This window comes from Streptomyces sp. NPDC004051, from assembly GCF_053604275.1.
The window spans coordinates 149,075-165,421 of record NZ_JBSGHG010000011.1; the positions used below are offsets into that span (position 1 = coordinate 149,075).

At 69.5% G+C, this 16,347-nt stretch carries 13 protein-coding genes; 1 reads left to right on the forward strand and 12 read right to left on the reverse strand.

What is annotated here, in order from left to right; genetic code table 11:
- Positions 1–66 precede the first annotated feature (66 nt).
- The 9 genes from rodA to ACWEQO_RS15050 all read right to left on the reverse strand — a co-directional run bounded on the left by rodA (position 67) and on the right by ACWEQO_RS15050 (position 12,010).
- The gene (gene rodA, locus ACWEQO_RS15010; protein ID WP_361456079.1) at positions 67–1,269 is read right to left on the reverse strand and encodes a rod shape-determining protein RodA; all 1,203 of its coding nucleotides are present in this window, start codon (positions 1,267–1,269) and stop codon (positions 67–69) included.
- Positions 1,266–3,590, reverse strand: coding sequence for a penicillin-binding protein 2 (gene mrdA / locus ACWEQO_RS15015; RefSeq protein ID WP_452982949.1), 2,325 nt, complete (start codon positions 3,588–3,590; stop codon positions 1,266–1,268). The genes rodA and mrdA overlap by 4 nt, the downstream gene beginning before the upstream one ends.
- Before the next feature lie 87 nt (positions 3,591–3,677).
- Entirely contained in the window at positions 3,678–4,343 is a 666-nt protein-coding gene (gene mreD, locus ACWEQO_RS15020) for a rod shape-determining protein MreD (protein WP_361456085.1), read from the reverse strand.
- A gap of 13 nt (positions 4,344–4,356) precedes the next feature.
- On the reverse strand, positions 4,357–5,298 hold the full coding sequence (mreC, locus tag ACWEQO_RS15025; protein WP_452982952.1) for a rod shape-determining protein MreC: 942 nt from the start codon (positions 5,296–5,298) through the stop codon (positions 4,357–4,359).
- A 221-nt stretch (positions 5,299–5,519) separates the two neighbouring features.
- Entirely contained in the window at positions 5,520–6,539 is a 1,020-nt protein-coding gene (locus ACWEQO_RS15030; RefSeq protein WP_452982955.1) for a rod shape-determining protein, read from the reverse strand.
- Positions 6,540–6,857: 318 nt separating this feature from the next.
- Positions 6,858–7,271: a nucleoside-diphosphate kinase gene (gene ndk, locus ACWEQO_RS15035; protein WP_361456094.1), complete on the reverse strand. Its 414-nt coding sequence runs from the start codon at positions 7,269–7,271 to the stop codon at positions 6,858–6,860.
- 116 nt (positions 7,272–7,387) lie between these two features.
- On the reverse strand, positions 7,388–7,738 hold the full coding sequence (locus ACWEQO_RS15040) for a DUF4233 domain-containing protein (RefSeq protein ID WP_452982958.1): 351 nt from the start codon (positions 7,736–7,738) through the stop codon (positions 7,388–7,390).
- Positions 7,739–7,744: 6 nt separating this feature from the next.
- Positions 7,745–9,271 carry a bifunctional tetrahydrofolate synthase/dihydrofolate synthase gene (gene folC / locus ACWEQO_RS15045; RefSeq protein ID WP_452982961.1) on the reverse strand — a complete coding sequence of 509 codons (1,527 nt, stop codon included), beginning with the start codon at positions 9,269–9,271 and terminating at the stop codon, positions 7,745–7,747.
- A 114-nt stretch (positions 9,272–9,385) separates the two neighbouring features.
- A complete protein-coding gene (locus ACWEQO_RS15050; RefSeq protein WP_452982964.1) occupies positions 9,386–12,010 on the reverse strand; it encodes a valine--tRNA ligase in 2,625 nt (874 codons plus the stop codon).
- A 138-nt stretch (positions 12,011–12,148) separates the two neighbouring features.
- Here ACWEQO_RS15050 and ACWEQO_RS15055 point away from each other — a divergent pair, with 138 nt between their 5' ends.
- Positions 12,149–13,090: a hypothetical protein gene (locus ACWEQO_RS15055; protein ID WP_452982967.1), complete on the forward strand. Its 942-nt coding sequence runs from the start codon at positions 12,149–12,151 to the stop codon at positions 13,088–13,090.
- Between the two features lie 77 nt (positions 13,091–13,167).
- On the opposite strand, the gene clpX is transcribed toward ACWEQO_RS15055, so the two are convergent.
- The 3 genes from clpX to ACWEQO_RS15070 all read right to left on the reverse strand — a co-directional run bounded on the left by clpX (position 13,168) and on the right by ACWEQO_RS15070 (position 16,056).
- Entirely contained in the window at positions 13,168–14,454 is a 1,287-nt protein-coding gene (gene clpX, locus ACWEQO_RS15060; protein ID WP_361456112.1) for an ATP-dependent Clp protease ATP-binding subunit ClpX, read from the reverse strand.
- 189 nt (positions 14,455–14,643) lie between these two features.
- The gene (locus tag ACWEQO_RS15065) at positions 14,644–15,324 is read right to left on the reverse strand and encodes an ATP-dependent Clp protease proteolytic subunit (protein ID WP_452982971.1); all 681 of its coding nucleotides are present in this window, start codon (positions 15,322–15,324) and stop codon (positions 14,644–14,646) included.
- Positions 15,325–15,447: 123 nt separating this feature from the next.
- Positions 15,448–16,056: an ATP-dependent Clp protease proteolytic subunit gene (locus ACWEQO_RS15070; RefSeq protein ID WP_452983050.1), complete on the reverse strand. Its 609-nt coding sequence runs from the start codon at positions 16,054–16,056 to the stop codon at positions 15,448–15,450.
- Between the last annotated feature and the right edge of the window lie 291 nt (positions 16,057–16,347).

Genomic DNA, 16,347 nt, shown 5'->3' on the forward strand with positions numbered 1-16,347 from the left:
TAGTCGTGGCCGGTGCGCGGCGGCGGGGCCGTCGCGCACCGGCCGTGCGGCCGGACGGGGTCGCGGTCACGCGGACAGCGGGCGTTGCAGTCTGATCGACTGCAGGAGGCCCACGGCCAGCCACACCGCGAACATCGACGAGCCGCCGTAGGAGACGAACGGCAGGGGCAGACCGGTGACCGGCATGATGCCGAGGGTCATGCCGATGTTCTCGAAGGTCTGGAAGGCGAACCAGGCGACGATGCCGGCGGCGACGATGGTGCCGTACAGGTCGGTGGTGTCGCGGGCGATGCGGCAGGCGCGCCACAGGATGACGCCGAGCAGGCCGATGATCAGTGCGCCGCCGACGAAGCCGAGTTCCTCCCCGGCGACGGTGAAGACGAAGTCGGTCTGCTGCTCGGGGACGAACTGGCCGGTGGTCTGCGAGCCCTGGAAGAGGCCGGAGCCGGTGAGGCCGCCGGAGCCGATGGCGATGCGGGCCTGGTTGGTGTTGTAGCCGACGCCGGCGGGGTCGAGTTCGGGGTTGGCGAAGGCGGCGAAGCGGTTGATCTGGTACTCGTCGAGGATTCCGAGCTGCCAGACGGTGACGGCGCCGATGGCTCCGGTGCCGATCAGGCCGAAGATCCACCGGTTGGAGGCGCCGGAGGCGAGCAGGACGCCGAGCACGATGACGACCATGACCATGACCGAGCCGAGGTCGGGCATCAGCATCACGATCAGCATGGGGACGACGGCCAGCCCCAGGGCCTGGAGGACCGTGCGGTGGTCGGGGTAGGGCTTGTCGCCGGCGTCGACCCGGGCCGCGAGCAGCATGGCCATGCCCAGGATGATGGTGAGCTTGACGAACTCCGAGGGCTGGAGCGAGAAGCCTCCGCCGAGCTTGATCCAGGAGTGGGCGCCGTTGATGGTGGAGCCCAGTGGGGTGAGCACCAGCAGGATCAGGAAGACCGAGGCGCCGTAGAGGACCGGTACGGCGGTGCGCAGGGCGCGGGGGCCGAGCCAGAGCATGGCGATCATCAGGGCCAGGCCGATGCCGGTGTTCAGCCAGTGCCGGACCAGGAAGTAGTACGGGTCGCCCTGGTTGAGCTCGGTGCGGTTGCGGGTCGCCGAGTAGACCAGGAGGGAGCCGAGCAGCGACAGGGCGGTCGCCGACAGCAGTATCGGCCAGTCGAGTCGCCGGGCCGGGGAGTCGCGGGCGAGGAGCCGCGTCCAGCCGGCCCGCTCGGGTCCGTAGCCGGAGACGTGGAAGCTGTTGACTCCGCCGCTCATGACGCCGTCCTCCGGCCTGCCGTGCGGCGCGCCCGGCCGGCGCTCCGTCGTGCGTCCCTGCGGCGGGTGTCGCGGTTGGCGGGCGGGGGCGTGTTCACGGTCGCGCCCTGGTCCTGGCCGTCGGGGGTGCCGTCAGGAGTGTTGTCGGGAGCCGTCCCGTCTTCTTCGGTCCCGGCCTCCTCCGTTGCTGCCTCCGCGGCGGCCCGCAGGTCCTTGGCCGGGTCCTTGGAGATCTTCGGGGAGACGATGGTGCCGTCCGTCCTGACCTCGGGCAGCGTCTTCTGCGGGGTGGGCAGCAGCGCCCTCTTCTCGTCGATCTCGCCCTCCGGGGAGATGCCGTACAGCGCGTTGTAGACGTTGCGCACGGCGGGGCCCGAGGCGCCGGAGCCGGTGCCGCCCTGGGAGATCGTCATGACGATCGAGTAGTCCTTGGTGTACGTCGCGAACCAGGAGGTGGTCTGCTTGCCGTGGACCTCGGCGGTACCGGTCTTGGCGTGCATGGGGATCTCGTCCTGCGGCCAGCCGCCGAACCGCCAGGCGGCCGTACCGCGGGTGGCGACCCCCTCGAGGGCTCCGTCTATGGCCTTGAGGGTCTTCTTGGTCATCGGCAGCTTGCCGTGCGCCTTGGGTTCGATCTCCGTGACCTGCTTGCCGTCGGGGCTGATGACGGCCTTGCCGACGGTGGGCTGGTAGAGGGTGCCGCCGTTGGAGAGGGCCGCGTAGATGGTGGCCATCTGGATGGGGGTGACGAGGGTGTCTCCCTGGCCGATGGAGTAGTTGACGGAGTCACCGGCGCGCAGTCGGTTGCCTTCGAGGCAGTTCTCGTAGGCGATGCGCTCGACGTAGCTGCCGTCCTTCTTGCCGGACTTGCACCAGGCGTCCTTGTTGGCCTTCCAGTAGTCGGCCTTCCACTGGCGGTCGGGGACCCGGCCGGTGACCTCGTTGGGCAGGTCGATGCCGGTCAGCTCGCCGAGGCCGAACTGGTGGGAGGTCTTGTAGAACCAGTCCTTGGCGTTCTTCTTCGGCTTGTTGCCGCCGTCGCGCTTCCACTCCTCGTGGGCGAGCCGGTAGAAGACGGTGTCGCAGGAGACCTCGAGGGCGCGGCCGAGGCTGATGCCGCCGAAGCTCTGGGACTCGAAGTTCTTGAAGACCTGGCCGCCGATGGAGTACGAGCTGGAGCACTCGTAGGGGCCGTTGAAGGAGTACCCGGCGTTGATCGCGGCGGCCGTCGGGATGACCTTGAAGATGGAGCCGGGTGCCGAAACGCCCTGGATGGCGCGGTTCAGCAGCGGGTAGTTGGACTTCTTGCCGGTGAGCTTGGCGTAGTCCTTGCCGGAGATGCCGCCCACCCAGGCGTTGGGGTCGTAGCTCGGGTTGGAGGCCATGGCGACGACGCGGCCGGTCTTGGCCTCCATGACGACGATGGCCCCGGAGTCGGCCTCGTAGAGGCGGTTGGTGTTGCGGTCCATCTCCTTGCGGGCCTGCTTCATCGCCTCGTTCAGCTCGTACTCGGCGACCCGCTGGACGCGGGCGTCGATGCTGGTGACGAGGTTGGCGCCGGGCTGGGCGGGGTCGGCCTCGGCCTCGCCGATGACGCGGCCGAGGTTGTCGACCTCGTAGCGGGTGACGCCCGCCTTGCCGCGCAACTGCTTGTCGTACTCGCGTTCCAGTCCGGAACGGCCGACCTGGTCGGAGCGCAGGTAGGGCGAGTCGGTGTCCTGGGCCTGCTGGAGTTCCTCGTCGGTGACGGGCGAGAGGTAGCCGAGGACCTGGGCGGTGTTGGCCTGCCCGGGGGCTGCGTACCGGCGTACGGCCTGGGGCTCGGCGGTGATGCCGGGGAAGTCCTCGGCACGCTCGCGGATCTGCAGGGCCTGCTTGGCGGTGGCCTCGTCGGTGATGGGGATGGGCTGGTAGGGCGATCCGTTCCAGCAGGGCTGGGGGGTCTTGGCGTCGCACAGCCGGACCTTCTCCATGACCTCCTTGGTGGGCATGGAGAGGACGTCGGCGAGCTTGGTGAGGACGGCCTGGCCGTCGTCCCGCATCTTCAGGAGTTCGGTGCGGGAGGCGGAGACGACCAGCCGGGTCTCGTTGTCGGCGAGGGCCACTCCGCGGGCGTCCAGGATGGAGCCGCGGACCGCGGGCTGGACGACCTGCTGCACGTGGTTGCCGGAGGCCTTCTTCGCGTACTCGGCGCCCTCGCGGATCTGGAGGTACCACAGGCGCCCGCCCAGGGTGCCGAGGAGGGAGAGGACGAGGATCTGGATGACGACGAGCCGGATCTGGACCCGTGGGCTGCGCCCGGTCTCGGGGATGTTAGTCATGGGCGCAGCCCGTTCCGTTGAGGGTGCCGGTGGGAGACGGGTGGGAGGTCACGGCGGCTGCCTCCCTCTCGGTGGGGTTCTGCGGTGTCACAGGCGCTTGACCCCCTTGATGCGGCCGGCCCGCGCCACCCGCGCCCGCGCCGCCTTCGCCCGCAGGCCCCGCTGGGCGCCGATGCGCAGCCCGGTGCCGCCCGCGCTCCAGCCGGAGGCGACGTCGCCGGACTTGGCTGAACTGTTCTCGGCCAGCGGGTCGTTCTCGGCGCGCCGGGCCAGGGCCATGACCCCGGGGACGACGAAGGGTGCGAGCAGCAGGTCGTACAGGGCCGCGCTGAGGAGCAGTCCGCCGAGGCCGACGTTGCGGGCCGCGGTGTCGCCGACGAGGGCGCCGACACCGGCGTAGAGCAGGGTGGTGCCGACGGCCGCGGCGACCACCACGGCCATCGGGCCGGTCGCCGATCTCACCTGGCCGCTCTCGGGTTTGACCAGCCCGGCGAGGTAGCCGACGACGCACAGCACGAGGGCGTAGCGGCCGACGGCGTGGTCGGCGGGCGGGGCCAGGTCGGCGAGGAGTCCGGCGGCGAAGCCGATGAGGGAGCCGCCGACGTGGCCGTAGACCAGGGCGAGGCCGAGGACCGTCAGCAGGAGCAGGTCGGGGACGGCGCCCGGGAGGTGGAGGCGGGCGAGGACGCTCACCTGGATCACCAGGGCCACCACGACCAGTGAGCTGGAGAGCAGGATCCGGTTGACGCGCATGGGGTGACAGCTCCTACTGCTCTTGCTGGTCCTGGCCGCCGGCCGGGGCCGACGGGGTGACGGTCACCGTGACGGTCGGTGTGGGCGTGGGCTTCGGCTTCTTGGGCAGCACCGTGTCGCGCGGGTCCTTCTCGGGGGCCTGGACGACCACACCGACGATGTCGAGCTTGGTGAAGCCGACGAACGGTGTGACGTAGAGGGTGCGGGTGAGGCCGCCGCCGGAGGGGTCGACCCGGGAGACGGTGCCGACGGGGACGCCGGGCACGAACGGCTTGTCTGCCTGTGAGCCGAAGGTGACCAGCCGGTCGCCCTTCTTGATCTCGGCCTTGCCGTTGAGGAGTTCGACGCGCAGGGGACGGTCGCCCTGGCCGGAGGCGAAGCCGAGTTCGTCACCGGCCTCCATGCGGGTGCCCACGGTGAAGTCGGGGTCGTTGGCGAGCAGCACGGTGGCGGTGTTCGGGCCGACGGTGGTGACCCGGCCGACGAGTCCGTCGCCGTTGAGGACGGTCATGTCGCGCTTGACGCCGTCGTTGGCGCCGATGTCGATGGTGATGGTCCAGGAGAAGCCCTGGGCCGCTCCTATGGCGATGACCTGGGCGCCTTTGATGCCGTACTGGCCCTGGCCGGCGACCTTCAGCAACGTGTCGAGCTGCTTGGCTCTGCTGCGGTTGCGTTCGTCGCTGCCGAGTTCGGCCTTGAGCGCGGCGTTCTCCCGTTCCAGTGCGGCGAGCCGGTCGTGCCGGTCACCGGAGTCGCGGACCGCGGAGACGGCGTTGCCGATCGGGTCGACCGCGCCGGCCACTCCGTTCTCGATCGGGCCGAAGACCGCCGCCGCGGCCTGCCGGGCACCGTCGACCGGTGAATCCTCACCGCCGCGGATGTCCACCGTGATCAGTGCGAAAGCAGTGGTGATCAGCAGCACCAGGAGCAGCCGGCTCTCTCGTGTGTCCCTCACGTGCGACGGCCGTGCCTTCCTCGTAGAGAACGGGTAGCGAAAACGGGGGTGGTAGCGAAGTGGTCGGAAACTAACGGGAATTAAGGGAACCGAGCATCCGAAGAACCGAGGATCCACGGTTCTCCGGACCCGGGAACTACGGGGGGTCAGCTTATGTCTCTATATCAACGATCCGCCGTACGAGAGGAGATCGTCCCGTACGGCGGAATCGAAGAGCCGCGTCATCTGCGCGGCTGGGCGTCCAACACCTGCTGGAGCGCCTCGAACTCCTCGACGCACTTTCCGGAGCCGAGCGCCACGCTGTCCAGCGGGTCCTCGGCGATGTGGATGGGCATGCCCGTCTCGCGGCGCAGCCGCTCGTCCAGACCGCGCAGCAGCGCTCCGCCGCCGGTCAGCACGATGCCCCGGTCCATGATGTCGCCGGACAGCTCCGGCGGGCACTTGTCCAGGGTGGTCTTGACGGCATCGACGATGGAGTTGACCGGCTCCTCGATCGCCTTGCGCACTTCCTCGGCGGAGATGACCACGGTCTTGGGCAGCCCGGAGACCAGGTCCCGTCCCCGGATCTCGGTGTGTTCGTCGGTGTCGAGGTCGTACGCCGAACCGATCGTCAGCTTGATCTGCTCGGCCGAGCGCTCACCCAGCAGGAGGGAGTACTCCTTCTTGATGTGCTGGATGATCGCGTTGTCCAGTTCGTCGCCCGCGACCCGGATGGACTGGGCGGTGACGATGCCGCCGAGGGAGATGACCGCGACCTCCGTGGTGCCGCCGCCGATGTCCACCACCATGTTGCCCGTGGCCTCGTGGACCGGCAGGCCGGAGCCGATGGCGGCGGCCATGGGCTCCTCGATGATGTGCACCTGGCGGGCGCCGGCCTGGGACGACGCCTCGATGACGGCACGGCGCTCGACGCCGGTGATGCCCGAGGGGACACAGACGACGACCCGCGGACGGGCCAGGTAACGCCGCTTGTGGATCTTCAGGATGAAGTAGCGGAGCATCCGCTCGGTGATCTCGAAGTCGGCGATGACGCCGTCCTTCAGCGGGCGTACGGCAACGATGTTGCCGGGGGTGCGCCCGATCATCTTCTTGGCCTCGGCACCGACCGCGAGGATCCCACCGGTATTGGTGTTGATCGCGACGACGGACGGCTCGCTGAGCACGATTCCGCGACCCCTCACGTACACCAGCGTGTTGGCGGTCCCGAGGTCGACAGCCATGTCACGGCCGATGAACGACATAGAGTTCCCCATGAGGATTCGTCTGGCCTTCCCACTGGCTTTTGAGGGCTTTTCAGGTCGGCGAGGTGGGTACGGTGACGCGAAGGCTTCCATGGTAGACGCGCCTTCGCGAACACTGCGCAAGGGTCTTCGCCATTGTCATCAGATGGCGGGTCCGGTTGCTTGTGGAGACGGGCCATCGGAGGCATGCGTTCCCCCGAACGCCGCGCATATGTCAAAAAGGTCTGGGGGTAAAGCCCCCAGACCAGCCGCCGGACGGCCGAGGCGCAGCGCACGGCCGCTATGCGATTGTTATGCGCGGTCTCGGTGGGCGGGACGTCACGCGTGGCCGGGGAAGAAGATCTTCACTTCGCGCTCGGCGGACTCCTCGGAGTCGGAGGCGTGGATCAGGTTCTCCCGGACGATCACACCGAAGTCGCCGCGGATCGATCCCGGGGCCGCGGCGACCGGGTCGGTCGGCCCGGCCAGTTGGCGCACGCCCTCGATGACCCGCTCACCCTCGACGATCATCGCCACGACCGGGCCGGAGGCCATGAACTCCACCAGCGGCTCGTAGAAAGGCTTGCCCTTGTGCTCGCCGTAGTGCTGTTCCAGTGTGTCCTGGTCCAGGGTGCGCAGCTCCAGCGCGGTGAGCTGCCAGCCGGCCTTGCGCTCGATACGGCTGATGATCTCGCCGGTCAGGCCACGACGGACGGCGTCGGGCTTGAGGAGGACGAGGGTGCGCTGGGTCACGGCGGAGCTCCTTGGGGTTCGGGCGAGAGTGCTGAGAACGCTGAAACGGTGAAACGGTGAAACGCTGAAAACGCTGAGGGATTCCGTGCAGGTTACCGGGCGCGTCGCCGCACCCGTCAGGCGGTGTCGGGCCCGCCCTCCATGGCGGCGAACCGGGCCTTCGCCTCGTCGATCTTCCGCCCGTAGTGCACCGAGGCCCACCACAGCACCGCGAACAGCACGCCCAGGAAGAACATGGTCGGGACGAAGAAGCCGGAGGCGACCAGGGCGATCTGCAGGGCCCAGCCGAGGGCGACGCCGCCGGGCCGGGTGATCATCCCGCACAGCACCACGCACAGGAACATGGCGATGCCGCACACCGTCCACACCGTGGTGACGGAGAGGCCGGGGCCCTTCATCGCGACCAGTCCGGCGAAGCCGATGACGAGGACCTCGCTGATCAGGGTCGAAGCGCAGAGTGTACGCACGGTTTCTCAGCCCCTTCCCAGGAGCACTCGGGCCTCGCCGACGGTGATGACGGAACCGGTGACGAGCACACCGGCTCCGGTGAACTCGCCCTCCTCCTCGGCCAGCGTGATCGCGGCCTCCAGCGCGTCGGGCAGCCGGGGTTCGACCTGGACGCGGTCCTCGCCGAACACCTCGACGGCGATCCCCGCCAGTTCGTCGGCGTCCATCGCGCGGTGGCTGGAGTTCCGGGTGACGACGATCTCGGCGAAGACCGGCTCGAAGGCCTCGAGCAGCCCGCGCACGTTCTTGTCGCTGCTGGCGCCCACCACGCCGATGAGCCGGCTGAACTGGAACGCCTCCCCGATCGCCGTGGCCGCGGCCCGCGCACCCGCCGGGTTGTGGGCGGCGTCCAGCACCACGGTGGGCGAGCGGCGTACGACCTCCAGCCGGCCCGGTGAGGCGACCGCGGCGAACGCGCCCCGCACGGTGTCGAGGTCGAGCGGTTCGACCCGCTGGGCGCCGACGCCGAAGAACGCCTCCACGGCGGCGAGCGCCACGGCCGCGTTGTGCGCCTGGTGGGCGCCGTGCAGCGGCAGATACAGGTCGGGGTACTCCCCGCCGAGGCCGCGCAGGGTCACCTGCTGGCCGCCGACGGCGACCTGCCGGTCGACGACACCGAACTCGAGCCCTTCCCGGGCCACCGTCGCGTCGGTCTCGACGGCCTTCTTCAGCAGCACCTGGGCCGCGTCGACCGGCTGCTGGGCCATGATCACCGTCGCGTCCGGCTTGATGACGCCGGCCTTCTCGGTGGCGATCTCGGCGGGCGTGGCGCCGAGCCGGTCGGTGTGGTCGAGGTCGATCGGCGTCACCACGGCGACGCTCCCGTCGATCACGTTGGTGGCGTCCCAGGCGCCGCCCATGCCGACCTCGACGACGGCGACGTCCACCGGCGCGTCGGCGAACGCCGCGTACGCCATGCCCGTGAGCACCTCGAAGAAGGACAGCCGGTACTCCTGCCGGGAGTCGACCATCTCGACGTACGGCTCGATGTCCCGGTACGTCTCCACGAACCGCTCGGCGGAGATCGGCGCCCCGTCGAGGCTGATCCGCTCGGTGACCGACTGGACGTGCGGCGAGGTGTACCGGCCCGTGCGCAGTTCGAAGGCGCCCAGGAGGGCCTCGATCATGCGGGCGGTGGACGTCTTGCCGTTGGTGCCGGTGATGTGGATCGAGGGGTACGCGCGCTGCGGCTCGCCCAGCACGTCCATCAGCGCGGCGATGCGGCTGACCGACGGCTCCAGCTTGGTCTCGCCCCAGCGGGACGCCAGCTCCCCCTCGACCTCCCGCAGCGCCTTGTCGACCTCGGGGTCGGCGGGCCGCGCGGGCACCTCGGCCTGCGGCGGGCCGCCCTGCGTGCGCAGGGTGCGGCTGCCGGCCTCGATCACCGCGAGGTCGGGGTCTCGTTCCGTCTCGGCCCCGATGATCTCCTCGAAGGAGTCGAGGGGGTCGCCGGAGCCGGGCTGCTCGCTGTCGTTCGGGGGGAGCTCACTCACGGGGCCCAGTCTACGTACCCGGCCCGCGGACCCTCCCACGGCGGCCGACGGCCCCCAAAACCGTGCTCGGGTTCCGGGGGCCGTCGGTCGCCGCAAGTGACTCGCGGTCCGCGGTCACGCCGGGGGCAGCCGGTCCAGCTGGCTCTGGATGCGGGTGATGTCCTCGTCCGCCTTGGCCAGCCGCGTACGGATCTTGTCGACCACGTGGTCGGGGGCCTTGGCCAGGAACGCCTCGTTGCCCAGCTTGGCCTCCGCCTGCTGGCGCTCCTTCTGCGCGGCGGCCAGGTCCTTGGCGAGGCGCTTGCGCTCCGCCGCGAAGTCGATCACGCCGGAGAGGTCCAGGGCGACCTCGACGCCCGCCACCGGCAGGGTCGCCGTCGCGGTGAACGCGTCTCCCTCCGGCTGGAGGCGCAGCAGCTGCCGGATCGCCGGTTCGTGCGGGGCGAGGGCCGAACCGTCGAGGGTCAGCCGGGCGGGGACCCGCTGGCCGGGCTGCAGGCCCTGGTCGGCGCGGAAGCGGCGGACCTCGGTGATGACCGACTGGAGGGTCTCGATCTCCCGTTCGGCCTCGGCGTCCCGGAAGCCGCTGTCGGTGGGCCAGTCGGCGATGACGACCGACTCGCCGCCGGTCAGCGTCGTCCACAGCGTCTCGGTGACGAACGGGACCACCGGGTGCAGCAGCCGCAGCGTGACGTCGAGGACCTCGCCGAGGACCCGCTTGCTGACCTCGGCCGGCTCGCCGCCCGCCTGGAACGTCGTCTTGGACAGCTCGACGTACCAGTCGAAGGCCTCGTCCCAGGCGAAGTGGAACAGCGCGTCGGACAGCTTGGCGAACTGGAAGTCGTCGTAGAGCGCGTCGACTTCGGCGACGACGGAGTTCAGCCGGGACAGGATCCAGCGGTCGGTGGAGGACATCTGCGAGGCGTCCGGCAGCGGGCCCTCGACCGTGGCGCCGTTCATCAGCGCGAAGCGCGTGGCGTTCCAGATCTTGTTGGCGAAGTTGCGCGAGCCCTGGACCCAGTCCTCGCCGATCGGCACGTCGACGCCCGGGTTGGCGCCGCGCGCGAGGGTGAAGCGCAGGGCGTCGCTGCCGTACTTGTCCATCCAGTCCAGCGGGTTGACCGCGTTGCCGAAGGACTTCGACATCTTCTTGCCGAACTGGTCGCGGACCATGCCGTGCAGGGCGATGGTGCGGAACGGCGGGGTGCCGTCCATCGCGTACAGGCCGAACATCATCATCCGGGCGACCCAGAAGAAGAGGATGTCGTAGCCGGTGACCAGGACGGTGTTCGGGTAGAACTTCGCGAGCGACTCGGTCTGTTCGGGCCAGCCGAGCGTGGAGAACGGCCACAGGCCGGAGGAGAACCAGGTGTCGAGGACGTCGGTGTCCTGGTGCCAGCCCTCGCCGGTCGGCGGCTCCTCGTCCGGACCGACGCAGACGACCTCGCCGTCCGGGCCGTACCAGACGGGGATGCGGTGGCCCCACCACAGCTGGCGGGAGATGCACCAGTCGTGGAGGTTGTCGACCCAGTCGAAGTACCGCTTCTCCATCTCCTGCGGGTGGATCGTGACCTTGCCGTCGCGGACGGCGTCACCGGCCGCCTTCGCCAGCGGGCCGACCTTGACCCACCACTGCATGGACAGCCGGGGCTCGACGGTGGTCTTGCAGCGCGAGCAGTGGCCGACGCTGTGGACGTAGGGCCGCTTCTCGGCGACGATCCGGCCCTCGGCGCGCAGTGCGGCGACGATGGCGGAGCGGGCCTCGAGCCGGTCCAGGCCCTGGAAGGGGCCGTGGACGGTGATGATGGCGTGCTCGTCCATCACGGTGAGGGACGGCAGGTCGTGGCGGCGGCCGATCTCGAAGTCGTTCGGGTCGTGCGCCGGGGTCACCTTGACGGCGCCGGTGCCGAACTCGGGGTCGACGTGCTCGTCGGCGACGACCGGGATGGAGCGGTCGGTCAGCGGCAGCTTGATGAGCTTGCCGACCAGGTGCCTGTACCGCTCGTCCTCGGGGTGGACGGCGACGGCCGTGTCGCCGAGCATCGTCTCGGCGCGGGTGGTGGCGACGACGATCGTCTCGTCCCCGTCTCCGTACTTCATGGAGACGAGTTCGCCGTCGTCGTCCTGGTACTCGACCTCGATGTCGGAGATCGCGGTCAGGCAGCGCGGGCACCAGTTGATGATGCGCTCGGCGCGGTAGATCAGCTCGTCGTCGTGGAGCCGCTTGAAGATGGTCTGGACGGCCTTGGAGAGCCCCTCGTCCATGGTGAAGCGCTCACGCGACCAGGCGACGCCGTCACCGAGGCGCCGCATCTGGCCGGAGATCTGTCCGCCGGACTCGCCCTTCCACTGCCAGACCCGCTCGACGAAGGCCTCCCGGCCGAGGTCGTGCCGGGACTTGCCCTCCTTGGCGAGTTCCCGCTCGACGACGTTCTGCGTGGCGATGCCGGCGTGGTCCATGCCGGGCTGCCACAGCGTCTCGTACCCCTGCATGCGCGCGCGGCGGGTGAGGGTGTCGATGATCGTGTGCTCGAAGGCGTGCCCGAGGTGCAGGCTGCCCGTGACGTTCGGCGGCGGGATGACGATCGTGTACGGGGGCTTGTCGCTCTTCGCGTCGGCCTCGAAGTAGCCCCGCTCCACCCAGCGCTCGTACAGCGGCCCCTCTACGTCGGCCGGCGCGTACTGGGTCGGCAGTTCGGGGGTGGAAGCTGGCTGCGGCTGCTGAGTGTTCTCGGTCACGAGCGTCAGTTTACGGGTGTCACGGCCCAGTCCCGAAACGCGATTCCTTTGTAACGGTGCACCCCCCGCTGGCTTGATCGCGTCCCCGCTGAGTCAGGATGTCAACGACACGTAAGCAGCTGGAGGGGAACCCAGAAGATGAGCCACAACCAGCCGGGCCCGTACGGCGGGCAGCCCCAGCAGCCCGGACCGTACGGCCAGCCGGGTCCCTACGGCCAGCAGCCGCAGGCTCCGCAGCCCGGCTACGGCTACCCCCAGCAGGCGCCCCAGCCCGGCCAGCCCGGCTACGGCCACCCGCCCCAGCCCGGCCAGGGCGTCCCGCCCCAGCAGCCCCCCTACGGCCAGGCCCCGTACGGCGCCCCGCAGCCCCCGGCGCCGGACGGCGGCTCCAAGAAGGCCGGCTGGATCGTCGGCGCGGCGGCGGTCGTGGTGGCGATCGCCGTCGGCGCGTACTTCGTGCTCGGCGGAGGCGGCCCGGGCGGCCTGGAGGACGACGGTCCGCACAAGCTCTCGGCGCCGGAGAAGGTGATGGGCGAGTACACGCGGGTCGGTGAGGGCGGCGAGGACTCGAGCTCCAGCACCACGCAGGACCTGGCCAAGGGCGGAGTGAAGAACGGCAAGTCGGTGGGCGCCTCCTACTCGACGGCCGACTTCAGCCGGTACGACCTCAAGAACCCCGACCCGGCCGACCTGCCCAGCAAGGAGGAGCTGCTCACGGCGAAGGGCGTGACCTTCCTCGGCGCCTACGGCGAGGTCGAGGACCCCGAGGCCGCCGTGGACAAGCTCTTCGCCAACATCAAGAAGGAGACCGGCAAGAGCAAGGACTCGGACAACCCGCTCCTGTCCGAGCTGGTGGGCGAGCCCGAGGCGGTCGACCTCGACGGTGCGGTCATGAAGTGCCAGGCCGGCAAGGGCAAGAACAACCTCACCAAGAAGGACACCACCAACTGGTTCTGCATCTGGGCGGACTACAGCACGGTCGTGGTGGTCTCCCCCGGTGACAACACCAAGGACATCACGAAGGACACCGCCGCGGACATCGCCACGAAGCTCCGCGACGAGGTGCGCGTCCCGGCGTAGTCGTCCCCCGGCACAGGTGAAGGGCCCCGGTCGAGCGACCGGGGCCCTTCACCTGTGCCGGGGGACGGCTGTTGCCGCTACGCCGTCTTCTGCTCGCCCGGTCCGCGGCCGCGGGCGTCGCGCGGGATCAGGGTCGGGTTGACGTTGGAGAGGACCACGTCCGCGGTGATGACCACCCGGGCGACGTCCTTGCGGGACGGGACCTCGTACATGACGCCCTGGAGGACTTCCTCCATGATGGCGCGCAGACCGCGGGCGCCGGTCTGGCGGAGGATGGCCTGGTCGGCGATGGCTTCCAGTGCCTCGCGCTCGAAGTCCAGCTCGACGCCGTCGAGTTCGAAGAGGCGCTGGTACTGCTTGACGAGCGCGTTGCGCGGCTCGATCAGGATCTGCAGCAGGGCCTCGCGGTCGAGGTTGTGGACCGAGGTGATGACCGGGAGCCGGCCGATGAACTCGGGGATCATGCCGAACTTGACCAGGTCCTCCGGCATGACCTGCTCGAACTGGTCCTTGGACTCCAGCTCCCGCTTGGAGCGGATGGTGGCGCCGAAGCCGATGCCCTTGGCCCCCGCCCGGCCCTCGATGATCTTCTCCAGGCCGGCGAAGGCGCCGCCCACGATGAACAGGACGTTCGTCGTGTCGATCTGGATGAACTCCTGGTGCGGGTGCTTGCGGCCGCCCTGCGGCGGGACGGACGCCGTGGTGCCCTCAAGGATCTTCAGCAGGGCCTGCTGGACGCCCTCGCCGCTCACGTCGCGCGTGATCGACGGGTTCTCGCTCTTGCGGGCGACCTTGTCGATCTCGTCGATGTAGATGATGCCGGTCTCGGCCTTCTTGACGTCGTAGTCGGCGGCCTGGATCAGCTTGAGCAGGATGTTCTCGACGTCCTCGCCAACGTACCCGGCCTCGGTGAGGGCGGTGGCGTCGGCGATCGCGAACGGGACGTTCAGCATGCGGGCGAGGGTCTGGGCGAGGAGGGTCTTGCCGGAGCCGGTGGGGCCCAGCAGCAGGATGTTGGACTTCGCCAACTCGATGGCGTCCTCACGGCCTTGGGCGCCGCCGTTCTCCCCCGCCTGGACGCGCTTGTAGTGGTTGTACACCGCGACGGAGAGAGCTTTCTTGGCCGACTCCTGGCCGACCACGTACCCCTCGAGGAACTCGTAGATCTCGCGGGGCTTGGGCAGTTCCTCCCAGCGGACCTCGCTGCTCTCGGCGAGCTCTTCCTCGATGATCTCGTTGCAGAGGTCGATGCACTCGTCGCAGATGTACACACCGGGCCCTGCGATGAGCTTCTTGACCTGCTTCTGGCTCTTGCCGCAGAACGAGCACTTGAGCAGATCGCCGCCGTCACCGATGCGTGCCACGGTGTGCTTCCCCTTCGCCTGGGAGCCGCCTGGACGTCGACGTCCAGCGACTCCTGGTGCTGCCTTATGTCCGACGGTACCTTGCCGGGCCCCCCGTCCGGGCCCCCCTTGGCACGGTTCGCTTCGACGCGGACCGTCCGCGACCGTGCCAAGGAGCGGCAGACAATACAGCCTCCCGGATGCCACGCGTCAGCGCAGGCTGGTGTTGTCCATCTTCCGGGTGGTGATGATCTGGTCGATCAGACCGTAGCTCAGCGCGTCCTCGGCCGTGAGGATCTTGTCCCGCTCGATGTCCTCGCGGATCTTCTCGACCGGCGTGGTGGAGTGCTTGGCCAGCATCTCCTCCAGCTGCGAACGCATCCGGAGGATCTCGTTGGCGGCGATCTCCAGGTCGGAGACCTGACCGCGGCCGGTCTCGCTGTACGGCTGGTGGATCAGCACGCGCGCGTTCGGCAGGGCCATGCGCTTGCCGGGGGTGCCGGCGGCGAGCAGGACGGCGGCGGCGGAGGCCGCCTGGCCCATGCAGACCGTCTGGATGTCCGGCTTCACGTACTGCATGGTGTCGTAGATCGCCGTGAGCGCGGTGAAGGAGCCGCCGGGGCTGTTGATGTAGACCGAGATGTCCCGGTCGGGGTCCATCGACTCCAGGCACAGCAGCTGCGCCATGACGTCGTTGGCGGAGGCGTCGTCGATCTGCACGCCGAGGAAGATCACCCGCTCCTCGAAGAGCTTCGCGTACGGGTCGTACTCGCGGATGCCCTGGGAGGTGCGCTCGACGAAGCGCGGGATGACGTAGCGGGACTCGGCCGCGGGGCCGGTGTACTCGGCACGGGTGCGGTCGTACAGGCCGCTGCCGGGGAAGTCGTTCACGGTGTCTCCTGGAAAGGGGCTGAGGCGGTCGGCCGGGGCTGCTGGGGCTGTCGTCGGGCCCCGGATTGAGTCCGAGCGGGTCCGACGGGGTCCTGCGGGGCCGCTGGGGCTCCCGTGGGCCGCTCAGGCCGCCCCGGTGCCGCCGCCGCCCGGCATGCCCGCGGCCGTGGGGATGACGTCGTCGATGAGGCCGTACTGCTTGGCCTCGAAGGCGTCGAACCAGCGGTCGCGGTCCGAGTCCCGGGTGATCTGCTCGACCGTCTGGCCCGTGTGCTGGGAGGTGAGCTCGGCCATGCGCTTCTTGGTGTGCAGCAGCCGCTCGGCGTGGATCTTGATGTCCGAGGCCGAACCGGCCAGTCCGGCGGAGGGCTGGTGGATCAGGATCTCCGCGTTCGGCAGCGCGAAGCGCTTGCCGGGCGTGCCCGCGCTGAGCAGGAACTGACCCATCGAGGCCGCGAGGCCCATGGCGATGGTCACCACGTCGTTCTTGATGTACTGCATGGTGTCGTAGATCGCCATGCCGGCCGTGATCGAACCGCCCGGGCTGTTGATGTACATGTAGATGTCCTTGTCCGGGTCAGCGGCAAGGAGCAGAAGCTGTGCGGTGATCTTGTTCGCGATGTCGTCGTCGACCGGCTGGCCGAGAAAGATGATCCGCTCGTTGAGCAGCCGGTTGTAGACATGGTCGCCGAGGCCACCACCGATGGAAGGCTCGCCGGCGGCTGAAGGCATCAGATTCGTCACGTATCCACCTGCTCGTCTTACGACGGCGCCGGGCCGTCTCACGTGTTCTGCCGGGGTGTGGGGCCGTCCGGCCGTACTCGCGGACTCCCCTGCCCTCGTATTCATGGACCCTAACGCGCGGGCCCCTTCGGGGAATCCCGCAGCGGGGGGTGTTCGCTGTGAGCGCAGGTGGCCCCACGGGCGGGGCGGGGTCCCGCCCGCCGTGGGCGGGCCGGCCGGCGGGGCCGGTGCGGCCGTACGGCAGACGGGCCCCGGCCATGATGGTCCGGGGCCCGTCGT

What these genes read in the sequence shown, in the direction of transcription:
- mreD (WP_361456085.1), bottom strand. Translation starts at nt 4,343, where the DNA reads ATGCGCGTCAACCGGATCCTGCTCTCCAGCTCACTGGTCGTGGTGGCC.
- ACWEQO_RS15055 (WP_452982967.1), top strand. Translation starts at nt 12,149, where the DNA reads ATGAGCCACAACCAGCCGGGCCCGTACGGCGGGCAGCCCCAGCAGCCC.
- ACWEQO_RS15070 (WP_452983050.1), bottom strand. Translation starts at nt 16,056, where the DNA reads ATGCCTTCAGCCGCCGGCGAGCCTTCCATCGGTGGTGGCCTCGGCGAC.
- ACWEQO_RS15030 (WP_452982955.1), bottom strand. Translation starts at nt 6,539, where the DNA reads ATGTCGTTCATCGGCCGTGACATGGCTGTCGACCTCGGGACCGCCAAC.
- mrdA (WP_452982949.1), bottom strand. Translation starts at nt 3,590, where the DNA reads ATGACTAACATCCCCGAGACCGGGCGCAGCCCACGGGTCCAGATCCGG.
- rodA (WP_361456079.1), bottom strand. Translation starts at nt 1,269, where the DNA reads ATGAGCGGCGGAGTCAACAGCTTCCACGTCTCCGGCTACGGACCCGAG.